General features: G+C 65.3%; 9 protein-coding genes. 5 read left to right on the top strand and 4 right to left on the bottom strand.

What is annotated here, in order from left to right:
* Positions 1 to 43 precede the first annotated feature (43 nt).
* On the top strand, positions 44 to 1,087 hold the full coding sequence (locus AOP77_RS04650; protein WP_062209946.1) for an aminotransferase class V-fold PLP-dependent enzyme: 1,044 nt from the start codon (positions 44 to 46) through the stop codon (positions 1,085 to 1,087).
* Positions 1,088 to 1,124: 37 nt separating this feature from the next.
* On the opposite strand, the gene pntB is transcribed toward AOP77_RS04650, so the two are convergent.
* Both pntB and AOP77_RS04640 read right to left on the bottom strand, forming a co-directional pair.
* Positions 1,125 to 2,549, bottom strand: a complete 1,425-nt coding sequence (gene pntB / locus AOP77_RS04645; RefSeq protein ID WP_062209943.1) for a Re/Si-specific NAD(P)(+) transhydrogenase subunit beta — start codon at positions 2,547 to 2,549, stop codon at positions 1,125 to 1,127.
* 4 nt (positions 2,550 to 2,553) lie between these two features.
* Entirely contained in the window at positions 2,554 to 4,104 is a 1,551-nt protein-coding gene (locus AOP77_RS04640; protein ID WP_062209940.1) for a Re/Si-specific NAD(P)(+) transhydrogenase subunit alpha, read from the bottom strand.
* Positions 4,105 to 4,307: 203 nt separating this feature from the next.
* On the opposite strand from AOP77_RS04640, the gene AOP77_RS04635 reads away from it, so the two are divergent.
* From AOP77_RS04635 to AOP77_RS04625, 3 genes are read left to right on the top strand one after another with little or no spacing between them, the layout of a single operon-like run.
* Positions 4,308 to 4,994: an IspD/TarI family cytidylyltransferase gene (locus AOP77_RS04635; RefSeq protein ID WP_062209938.1), complete on the top strand. Its 687-nt coding sequence runs from the start codon at positions 4,308 to 4,310 to the stop codon at positions 4,992 to 4,994.
* The gene (locus AOP77_RS12100) at positions 4,987 to 5,694 is read left to right on the top strand and encodes an SDR family NAD(P)-dependent oxidoreductase (protein WP_084622302.1); all 708 of its coding nucleotides are present in this window, start codon (positions 4,987 to 4,989) and stop codon (positions 5,692 to 5,694) included. Before AOP77_RS04635 ends, AOP77_RS12100 begins: the two co-directional genes overlap by 8 nt.
* A 30-nt stretch (positions 5,695 to 5,724) precedes the next feature.
* Complete coding sequence (locus AOP77_RS04625; protein ID WP_152649770.1) at positions 5,725 to 7,419, top strand: CDP-glycerol glycerophosphotransferase family protein; 1,695 nt, start codon at positions 5,725 to 5,727, stop codon at positions 7,417 to 7,419.
* Positions 7,420 to 7,423: 4 nt separating this feature from the next.
* Here AOP77_RS04625 and proC read toward each other — a convergent pair whose 3' ends face one another.
* Both proC and AOP77_RS04615 read right to left on the bottom strand, forming a co-directional pair.
* Positions 7,424 to 8,272, bottom strand: a complete 849-nt coding sequence (gene proC / locus AOP77_RS04620) for a pyrroline-5-carboxylate reductase (RefSeq protein ID WP_062209934.1) — start codon at positions 8,270 to 8,272, stop codon at positions 7,424 to 7,426.
* Positions 8,273 to 8,290: 18 nt separating this feature from the next.
* A complete protein-coding gene (locus AOP77_RS04615; protein WP_062209932.1) occupies positions 8,291 to 9,880 on the bottom strand; it encodes a hypothetical protein in 1,590 nt (529 codons plus the stop codon).
* An 82-nt stretch (positions 9,881 to 9,962) separates the two neighbouring features.
* Between AOP77_RS04615 and radA the strand changes: the two genes are divergently transcribed.
* On the top strand, positions 9,963 to 11,348 hold the full coding sequence (gene radA / locus AOP77_RS04610) for a DNA repair protein RadA (protein ID WP_062209930.1): 1,386 nt from the start codon (positions 9,963 to 9,965) through the stop codon (positions 11,346 to 11,348).
* The last annotated feature ends 12 nt before the right edge of the window (positions 11,349 to 11,360 follow it).

Genomic DNA, 11,360 nt, shown 5'->3' with positions numbered 1-11,360 from the left:
CCTCATCTTGTGCGGGTCTGTGTACTGACGGAAAATTGTTCACATGCTGAACACGACTATCGCCGCCAGTTTCCCGCACATCCCGGGCTACCTCGACTCCGCCTCCTACGGGCTTCCCGCGCACGCTACCTCGGCCGCACTTGCCCGTGCAGCCCATGATTGGTCTCTCGCCAAGACGGATCCCTACGCGCTCGACGCCTCGGTCGACCGCATGCGTGCCGCCTATGCCAGCATTGTCGGGGCCCAGCCCACCGACGTGGCGCTGGGCGGCTCCGTCTCGCAGATGGTCGGCATGGTCGCCGCCTCCCTTCCCGACGGCGCGCGCGTCCTCGCCGTTGAGCGCGACTTCTCCTCCGTGGTCTACCCATTCCTCGCGGACCCGCGCCTGAATGTCACCCTGGTGCCCCTTGAGCGCCTGGTCGACGAGATCCGTCCAGGCGTCGACCTCGTCGCCGTGAGCTCTGCACAGTCGTGCGACGGCCGCGTCGTCGACCTCACCGCGCTCGCGATGGCCGCCCACTCCGCGGGAGTGAAGACCCTGATCGACGTCAGCCAGTCCTCGGGCTGGCTCCCCATCCACGCGCGCGACTTCGACGTCGTCGTCGCCGGCGCCTACAAGTGGCTGACCTGCCCGCGCGGCATGGCGCTCGCGGCCATTCGCCCGGACGCAACCTGGATCCGGCCCGTGTGCGCCAGCTGGTACGGCTCGGACGACCCGTGGGGCTCGCTCTACGGTCCCGACCTCAAACTCAGCACGCTGGGTCGTCGACTCGACACGTCGCCTCCATGGCAGCTCGTCGAGGCTGGTGCCATCGCGCTAGAGACTCTGGCCGCGCAGGACATCCACGCCGCTTACACGTACTGCACGGGCCTGGCCAATGACCTGCGCGCCGAACTGCGTATGCCCGCGAGCAATAGTGCGATTCTGTCTGTGACCGGTGTCGAGGCTCAGGTGCTCGCCGATGCCGGGGTCAGGGCCTCCGCCCGTGATGGTCGGGCGCGCATGAGCTTCTACATCTACAACGACGCGGCGGATGTTGACCTCGCCGCTCGCACACTCGCGAAGACCGCACTGCAGCACGCCTAAGCCGCGCACCGCCGCTGTTTGCCGGGGAGCTGGTTGCCTAGGGGGTGTGGGCCACTGGTCCGTCCTGCTCGGTGACGGCTGCCAGCGCGTGCACGATATTCGCCACCTGCGCCTTGGCGTCGCCAAACAGCATCGCGGTGTTGTCCCGGAAGAACAGCGGGTTCTGCACTCCGGCATAACCGGTAGCCATCGATCGCTTGAAGACGACCACCTGCTTGGCGTTCCATACTTCGAGCACAGGCATCCCCGCGATGGGCGAGCTGGGATCGTCGAGGGCAGCGGGGTTGACGGTGTCGTTGGCGCCGATCACGAGCACCACGTCGGTGTCCGCGAAGTCGTCGTTGATCTCGTCCATTTCCAGCACGATGTCGTATGGCACCTTCGCCTCCGCGAGGAGCACGTTCATGTGCCCGGGCAGGCGACCCGCCACCGGGTGAACGCCGAATCTCACGTCCACGCCTGCGCTACGTAGTCGCGCCACCAGGTCCGCGACCGGGTACTGCGCCTTGGCGACGGCCATGCCGTAACCGGGAGTAATGATGACGCGGCGTGCCTGCGAGAGTTGCTCCGCGACCTCGGCCGCGTGCGTCTCGTGGTGTTCGCCGTGCTCGGTGTCGGAGGCGACCACCGTGCCGCCCTCGGAGCCAAAGCCGCCCAGGATGACGGAGATGAACGACCGGTTCATCGCCTTGCACATGATGTAGGAAAGGATGGCGCCGGACGATCCCACCAGGGCTCCGGTAACAATCAGCAGGTTGTTGTTCAGCATGAAGCCCGCCGCGGCAGCCGCCCAGCCGGAGTACGAATTCAGCATCGACACGACGACCGGCATATCGCCACCGCCGATCGACGCGACCAGGTGCCAGCCGAGCAGCAGCGCCACGACGGCCATGAGCAGCAACGGAGGTAGCGAGGGGCTCGCGAGGAACCAGGCCAGTAGGCCGGCCGATGCGACGAGGGCACCTAGGTTCAGCAGGTTGCGTCCGGGGAGGGTCAAGGGAGCGGACTTGATGCGCGCGGACAGCTTCAGATACGCGACTATCGAGCCGGTGAACGTTACCGCTCCGATGAGGACGCCCAGGAACACCTCGACCAAGTGGACCGCATCAGCGTGTGTCTCGGTGAGGTAAGAGTTGAAGCCCACGAGCACCGCCGCGAGGCCCACGAAGCTGTGGAGCATGGCGATCATCTCGGGCATCTGGGTCATCTCAACCCGCCGCGCACGCCAAGTGCCGACGGTCGCTCCGATGCCGAGCGCCAAGGCAATCAACAGGAGTGTCACGAACCACTCGCGCTGACTCTGCTCGAGGCTCAGCAGCAGGGTCGCCACCACGGCGAGCCCCATGCCGACCATGCCGAAGATGCTTCCCCGGCGGGCGGCATCGGGCCGGGACAGCCCGGCCAGGCTCAGGACAAAGAGGATGGCTGCCAGCACGTAGACGGCCTGAACAAAGGACGTCATTATGTCAGGACTCCTTCCTGAACATCCCGATCATTCGGAACGCGACCAGGAAGCCACCGAAGATGTTGATGCTCGCCAGGGTTGCGGCAACGACCGCCAAGATCGTCACCCACCACTGGTCGCTACCAATCTGCAGCATGGCGCCCACCAGGATGATTCCGGAGATCGCGTTGGTCTGGGCCATGAGCGGCGTGTGAAGCGAGTGACTCACGTTGGAGATCACGTAATAGCCCACGAACACCGCGAGGATGAACACCGTGAAGTGGCCGAGGAAGGCGGGCGGCGAGAAGGTGATGGCCAACATGAGCAGGACGGCGGCGAGGCCGTAGCCCACGAGCTGCTTCTGGCCCTTGCGGCGCGTCGCCTCCGCGGTGACTCTGGCCTGCTCGGCGGTGTCCACTTCGGGCGGAGCGGCCACCACGGGCGCGGCCGACACCTGAACGGGGGGCGGGGGCCACAGGATCTGACCTGCGTTGACGACCGTCATGCCGCGCTGGACTACGTCGTCCATGTCGAGGGCGACCTGGCCGTCCTTGGCTGGGGTCAGCAGCTTCATGAGATTGACGATGTTGGTGCCGAAGAGCTGCGAGGTGTGTTGCGGCATGCGGCTGCTGAGGTCGGTGTAGCCAATGATGATCACGTCATTGTCGGTGACGATCTTCTCGCCGGGAACCGTTAGCTCGCAGTTGCCGCCGGCTGGTGCCGCGAGGTCCACGATGACGCTGCCGGGCCGCATGCGAGACACCATCTCCGCAGTGATGGTGGTCGGTGCATGACCGCGGATGAGCGCGGTGGTGATGATGGCGTCCGCCTTCGCGGACTCCTGGGCGTACATCTGCGCGGTGAGTTCTTCCTGTTCCGCAGTGAGCTCATTCGCGTAGCCGTCGGCGCTGACCTCCTGCTGGGCCGACTTGGCCTGCACAAACTGCGCGCCCATTGATTCGATCTGCTCCCCTACCTCGCTGCGGACGTCAAACGCCCTCACCTGGGCCCCCAGGCTGCCGGCCGCGCCGATCGCGGCGAGACCCGCGACCCCGCCTCCGATGACGAAGACGTTCGCGGGGTTTGTCTTGCCCGCCGCGGTGACCTGGCCAGTAAACATGCCGCCGTACTCCTCGGCAGCCTCGATCACGGCGCGATACCCCGCAACGTTTGACATGGTGCTGAGGACATCGAGCGCCTGCGCGCGGGAGATGCGCGGGACGGCGTCAAGCGCCATAGCGCTCGCCCCACGCTCCGCTAGAGCATCGAGCAGTTCTGGGTGGTCAGCGGGCGCCAGCATCGAAACCAAGAGGGAGCCTTGGCGCAATGCGGCAACCTCCGCATCGTCCGGAGCATTGACCTTTGTGACGACGTCGCACGCCCACACGCCACCGGAGTCACTGATCGTCGCGCCTGCGCCAACGTACGCGAGGTCAGGAAAACTTGCGGCAATACCGGCGCCCGTCTCCACGACGACTTCGAATCCCAGCTTGTTGAGCAGGCCGACCGTCTTGGGAGAGGCGGCGACCAGGCGCTCGCCGGGGCGAGACTCCTTGGGGACTCCAATGCGCATCGGTTACTCCTTGGTTGGGGGCACTGCGCCGCGCCAAGTACTGGGAACCTTGGCGCGGCCAAGGTCATATAAGCCAATATAGGTGGCGCAATGCCCGCGGCCGCGGGACCTTCTGCCCACCCCGTCGCATCGCGCGTTCGAACGCGATAAACCCCGCAAGATAGACTATGCCGACTGCAGATTCCCCAGACTATGGAGTAATCGTGATTTCTCTGATCTTGCTCAACGGTGGGGTGGGTGCCCGTGCGCGCACCGCCGGACCTAAACAATTCGTCAAAATCAACGGCGTTCCAATCGTCGTCTACTCACTCAAGGCTGCCGACGAGGTCGCAGAGATCACCGAAATTGTGCTCAACTTCCCCCCGGGACACCGCGACACGCTCGAGGAGTTGGTGCGCGATTACGCCATTCAGACCCCGGTGAAGTACGCCGACGCAGGCCAGACGCGCCAGGATTCCGTCGCTTTGTTGCTTGACCAGGTCACCAACGAGGACGTGCTGCTACACGAGAGCGCACGCCCAATTGTCACGGCGGAAGACTTCCGCGCGCTGATTAATTCACAGCACGCCAATGTGGGCTTCATGCGCGAGATCTCGTTCACAGTCGCGCCTGTCGACCCTGACACCAGCCGCGTAACGGGAAGCCTCGAGCGCTCGCGCCTCCGCAACGTTCAGTTGCCTCAGAAGTTCAACCTTGCAGATCTGCGCAAGGGCCATGAGTTCGCGAGCGCCTCCGGAACTCACTACACCGAGGACGCGACGATGTGCGCGGACGCTGGCATCGACGTCTATTTTGTCGAGGGCTCAGAACACAACCTAAAGGTCACCACGCCGGGCGACGTCAACCTCGCGACCATGCTGTTGCGCCGCGAGGGGGACGAGAATGTCTAAGACCGCACTTATTACCGGTGCCTCCAAGGGCATTGGCTTGGAAACTGCCCACCGTCTCGCCGCATCGGACCTGGACATCACCACGGTCATCCTGATGGCGCGCCAATCGGACGACTTCGACGCCAACTTTGCGGCACTCGATGCCGAGATGGGCGACAGCGTCACGCTCGTTCGCAGCATCGTGGACGTGGGCGACCGCGACGCGCTGATAGTCGCGATCGGAGAGCTGTACGCGGCTCATGGCACCATCCACTACCTCGTGAACAACGCCGGCTACACCAACCCGGTGCCGATTCACCAGGTGGACTTTGAGGACTTCGAGCGCACCATGGCGGTCAACGTCTACGCGCCGTTCACCCTGGTGCAGGAGCTTCTGCACCTCGGAAACCGCTTCGACGTTATCGTCAACATCGCCTCCACCGCTGGTATTAACGGCCGTTCAGGCTGGCTAACCTATTCGGCGTCAAAGGCCGCGGTGATCAACATGTCAGAGGTCATGCGCGACGAGCTCAAGATTTACGGCACGCGGGTAGTGTGCCTGTCGCCGGGTCGCACGGCTACCGCACTGCGACGCGTGCTCGCGCCAGAAGAGGACCCAAGCACCATCATGCAGCCGCAGCACGTGGCGCAGGTGATCGAGACGATGCTCGGCCCCACCGGCCAGTATGTCGATCAGCAAAACGTCATTGTCCGTCAGTAGTCGCCGGTGTTTCGTTCGCTGACTTCACTCGTGAAGCCGCGACGCTTGGCTCCGCTCATTATGGGCGTCGTCGTCGTTGTCGCGGCTGCCATCGACGCAGGGTGGCTCGACTGGGCGGTAGTTGCCCTCGTCGTCCTGCTGATCGCAACGTCGCTGGCGACCCCCGTGTCCAAACGGATGCACTCCCGCTTCCCCAATATCGGCCCGGTGGGTCGGTTGGCGGCCGGAGCAGCAGACGGGGCGGCCGCAAAGTGGTTCGCTCTTGGCGCGCTCGCGGTATACGCGGAGCGGGAAGGCAGCAGTTTGTCATGGCAGGCCGCGGCGATCGTTGCCGTCGGTGTCGCCGCGGTGGCGTTGGCTACGGTGGCGCTGAAGCCAGCGACGCGCGGAGACCTCCGCCTCAACCTTGACTCAGTTCGCGTCTCACGCTCGTTGCCTTGGGCCCTCGCGGCGCTGTCGCTATCAGCGAGCGCCTCTATTCTCGCGCTGGGCACGTGGCCCGGATTCCCCGCAAGAATCTTCGCTACGATCGCCGCGGTGCTGTTCCTGCTGGGCGCGTTTTACGTGTTGCGGCGCCTCGTGAACCGGAAGGTCTACCGGGAGCGCACCCGACTCCGCATCGAGGGAATTGGGGCCCGGTTTGCGATCCACATCTCCGGCCCCCCCAACTCCTCGTACCAGCTCAACACGTGGCTACCCCTCTTTGACAAACTGGACGAACGCTTTGTCATCATGGTGCGCGAGGAGGCGCTGTACGCGGAGATTTGTGAGCTGACGGATCAGCCTGTGGTCTATTCCAGTACCTTGCGCGCGGTCGACGACGTATTGGCCATGGGTATCGGAACGGTGTTCTACGTGAACAACGCCGCAGCTAATACCCACCTGATTCGTCGGGGCCAGCTCCACCACGTCCAGCTGCTCCACGGAGACAGCGACAAGCCGTCGAGCCGTAACCCGGTGAGTGCGATGTACGACGAGCTGTTCGTCGCGGGCCAGGCCGCCATTGACCGCTATTGGGACAACGGGATACAGATCCCGCGCGACAAGTTCAGAATTGTTGGCCGCCCCCAGGTGGCTGAGATCTCCGGGCCCATGCCGGTCGTGGGGCCCAAGACTGTGGTCTACGCCCCCACCTGGAACGGCTTCTTCAACGACGCCAACTACTCGTCACTGCCACATGGCGCGGAGATTGTGCAAGCGCTGCTCGACCAGGGCGCAACCGTGATCTTCAGGGAGCACCCGTACTCGAACAAGTCCGCCGAACTCGCGCAGAACGTGCAGGCGATCCAGGCATTGTTGGCGGCCGATGCTGCCGCAACGGGTCGCGCACATCGCTTTGGACCTGAGATGTTTGCCGAGATGTCACTTGTGGACTGCTTCAACGCGTCCGATGCCGCAATCACCGACATCTCCGCCGTGCCGATTGATTACCTCTTCAGCGCCAAGCCCATTGCGATCATGGAGATGCGCCCGGATGTGCTGGTCCGCATTCAGGGTCGCCCGACTCTCGCCTCCGCGTCATACCTCGCCCAACCGGATGACGATGTCGCTCCATGGGTCGCGCGCTTGCTCGCGGACAAGGAGCTTCCAGGCGAGCGGGAGGCCGCCCGCGAGTATTACCTCGGTCCGTTCGGTCACGAGGGTTACGAGTCACACTTTGTCGATGCGTTGCACGAGGTCGTTCAGGCCCACGAGTTCGTAGGCGAACTCGACCTCGAGGCGTAGCCGGTTAATCCTGGCTGAGTTCTACGCCGAGCGCTCGTGAGCGGGCTACCGCGGCATTCGCTCCTGCGGCGACAACGCCCTGCAGGCCGGCGTTCTCCATCGCCTCGAGCGCGGCGATCGTAATGCCCTTGGGCGAACTGACGCGTCGGCGCAGTTCTTGCGGCTCGTCACCCGTCTCCTGGAGCAGGTGAGCGGCGCCGATGAAGGTTTGTGTCGCAAGAGCGACGGCCAGGTCACGGTCTAGCCCCTGGGCGACGCCTGCCTCCGTGAGTGCCTCGACCATCGCGTAAAAGTATGCGGGTCCGGAGCCGGAAACCGAGGACAGTGCGTCCATCTGCGACTCCTCGATGCCGACGACCATGCCGGTCGCGCTCAGCATGCCGGCGACGAGGTCCAGGTGGGCCTGATCGGCGTGCTTGCCTGCAGCGATGCCGGTGACACCACGGGCCACGATGGACGGGGTGTTCGGCATCGCGCGCACCACCGGAGTGCCCTCGGGAAGACGCTGTTCGTAGTATCCGGAGGACAGCCCGGCCGCGACCGTGATCACCAGTGCGCCGTCGCGTAGGTTGTCTGCGATCTCGCCCATGATGTCGCCCGCCTGCTGAGGCTTGACGGCGATGACCACGATGTCTGCGCCATCTACCGCGGGGGCGATCTCCTGCGTGGCGTCGATGCCGTGCGCCTCCTGCAGCGCGGCCGCACGCACCGAGCCGCGGTCAGCTACGACGATTTTGTCCGCAGGCCAGCCTGCCACGCGAAGTGCGGTGATGATGGTGCCGCCCATGACGCCGCCACCAAGAATGGCAATGCGGGGTGCGTTGGGCGCGGTGTTGGTCGCAGTATCGCTCATACGACCAGGCTACCTGCGCTAGAACCCAAACCCATCAACGAAGCCAGCCACAGCATCGGCCGGACCGACCGCGGTGAATACCGCAGTGCCGTTGATCCACAGAATCGTGGAGTCTGCGCCATTGGCAATCGTCACCTGGCTGCCTACCTCCGCGCCGTCGACCACCACAGGCTCAGGGTCGGTTCCACCGTCGTTCAGGGCCTCGAAGGTGGTCTGCGCCGCGCCAACATCGTAGTGCTGCCACGCGGTGACCTGGATCTCGTTGGTGCCGTCCGTATAGGTCAGCGTGTCGCTTTCCGCGACGCCGCTCTCATCGGGTTCGGCGTCCGGATCTGCGACTGTTGCGACCGAGTTCGTCAACGCGTATGCACCCACTGTGGTCGGCATCGCGGCGAGGAAGTCGGAGGGGTCCGTGGGGGCCACGGGCTCGATGGTCGCCATGGCCTCTGCGGTCACCGTGACCTCGAGGGGTTCCACGGGTTCCGATGAATTGAAGAAGAGCGCCCACACCGCAAAGCCGATTCCAACAAGCACCACGATTCCGACGATGATGAGAAAGGCCGGGGACTTCCACATTGGCCCGGAACCGTCGGTGCCGTCGTCATCGCCGCTCACTGGGGGGACGACGGGGAGGCCGTTGTCGCCGTCATCCGCACCAGTGGCTGGCTCAGGCTCCTCGGCTGACTCTGCGTCGGCAGAGGGGGCCTCAGCTGACTCGAAGGATGCGGCCGCGGCGTCGGACTCAGCGGAGGCCGGAGCATCGCGGGTCGGCTCGGTCTGGGGGTTGGGCTGGTCGCCGGCTGTTCCCTCTGCTTGCAAGTCGGCCGTGGCGGCGTCGTCGTGTGATCCAGTGGCCATGTTGTCCTCCGAAGTAGATGCGGCTGGGGTGACGCGAGAAGTCTTGGATTCGAGTTGCTGCGCGACGACGATGGGCGTCGGCACCGATGCCGGGGCGGCTACCGCAGGCTCATAAGCGGGCTCATCAGATTCCACCAATGTGGTGTGCGCGAGGGGGGACTCGGCCTGGTCCACATCGCCTACTGCGGACGGCTCGTAGAGCGGAACGAACGCTGGCTCGTCGTCGTCAAACTGAGGCAGTTCGCCGATCGCGAGCAAGGCGGCTGCGGAGGGTGCCAACTTGCGCACGCTACCCGTTCGCGGAGCCGATGCGCCGGCCGGTGGGGGGGAGGAGCCGTCCTGGCCCACACGAGTCCGCTCGGGCTGAGCATTTTCGACTCCGGCGACGGGCGTCAATGCGGAGAGGTAAGGCGAGGTGGGAACCCTAGTGGTCGGACCGGCGGCCGCGCTAGTGCCCTCGATAGGAATCTCGGTGGTGACGGCGGACGTGGGAAACGTCTCTGCGGCGTCGGGCAAGGTGACGGCAGGGACGAGTTCGGCGGCATCGGCATCGATGGGCGTAGGGACGCCCGTACGCCTCAAGACGCTGGGTCGTGGCGGCTTGTCTGGGGTCAGTCCGTGCGCGTCCGAAATGGACTCAGGTTGGTCGCCCGAGTCCGTGCCCGATGCGCTCTGGGCGGCGGATTCGTTCCGCGGGGCGACGCGGTGCCACGGCGAAGAATGCCGTGACGTCTCGGACTCGGTAGACATATCGCCAGCCTACGGCGAAAACGGCCTAGTCGACCGCGTTCCTTGCCGGTGAGTGTCTGATCCCTCGGATACCGTGAGCACCATGGCAACAAGCACCCGCAAGTCCACTCCGGCGTATCGCTGCACCGAGTGCGGATGGATGGCGGTGAAGTGGGTGGGCCGCTGTGGCGAGTGCCAAGCGTGGGGCACGGTGGTGGAGAACGGGTCGACCCCCTCGGGTCCCGCCACCAAGGCGACGACCGCCTCTCAGCCGGCGGTGCCCATCTCACAGGTGTCCGAAGCCGCCTCGGAGCGTCTGCCCACGGGCGTGGGGGAGTTTGACCGGGTTCTTGGCGGCGGGTTGGTGCCCGGAGCAGTCATCCTGCTCGCCGGAGAACCGGGCGTCGGGAAGTCAACCCTGCTCCTCGATGTAGCTGCCCGCGCCGCGCGCAGCGGACGCAAGGTGCTGTACGTGACGGGCGAGGAGTCTGCGGGCCAAGTGCGCCTGCGTGCCGAGCGCATTGGCGCCCTAGAGCCCAACCTGTTGCTTGCGGCCGAGACCGACCTGGGCGCAGTGCTGGCGCACCTGGACGCTCAGCAGCCGGACTTGGTGATGGTGGACTCGATTCAGACCATCGCCTCGGCTCAGATTGAGGGCACTCCGGGAGGGGTGGGGCAGGTCCGCGAGGTTGCGTCCGCGCTCATCCAGGCCGCCAAGACGCGAGGCTTTCCCATGGTGCTCGTGGGTCACGTCACCAAAGATGGCTCCGTCGCGGGACCGCGCATCGTCGAGCACCTGGTCGATGTGGTGTGCCAGTTCGAGGGCGAGCAGCACTCCCAACTACGGCTACTGCGCGCCATCAAGAATCGCTTCGGTTCAGTGGATGAGGTTGGGTGCTTCCAGCTCGTCGACGCCGGAATTGAGGGAGTGAGCGATCCCTCCGGCCTCTTCCTTTCTCGGGAGACCACGCCGGTGCCGGGCACTTGCGCGACCATCACCATCGATGGCAAGCGCCCACTGCCAGCGGAGATCCAGGCGCTGGTGGCGCCGAGCGCGTTGGCCAATCCGCGAAGGGCAACATCCGGCATGGATTCGTCGCGCGTCTCGATGATCCTGGCGGTGCTCCACAGGCGTGTCGGCGTCGCCGTGGCAGCAGACGATGTCTACGTGTCGACGATCGGCGGTGCGCGGGTGACCGAACCTGCAGCCGATGTGGCGCTCGCGCTCGCCCTGGCGTCGGCGCGCTCGGACCGCCCGGTGCGTGATGGCTGGGTCGCCGTGGGCGAGGTGGCGCTGTCTGGGGCGCTCCGCCCGGTGTCGGGAACGGCTCAGCGTGTGGCCGAGGCCGCGAGGCTCGGGTTCACGGACATTGTGGTGCCCACGTCAACGGGTGGCGCGGGGCGGGATAAGTCGCCCGCGGGCATTCGGGTTCACCATGCGTCCACGCTGGCCGAGGCAGTTTCGCTCGCGCTACCGGCACGCAACTAGCGCCCGGCTTCG

This window comes from Demequina oxidasica, assembly GCF_000975115.1.
Lineage (GTDB): Bacteria > Actinomycetota > Actinomycetes > Actinomycetales > Demequinaceae > Demequina > Demequina oxidasica.
This window is presented reverse-complemented; position numbering and strand designations above follow the sequence as displayed.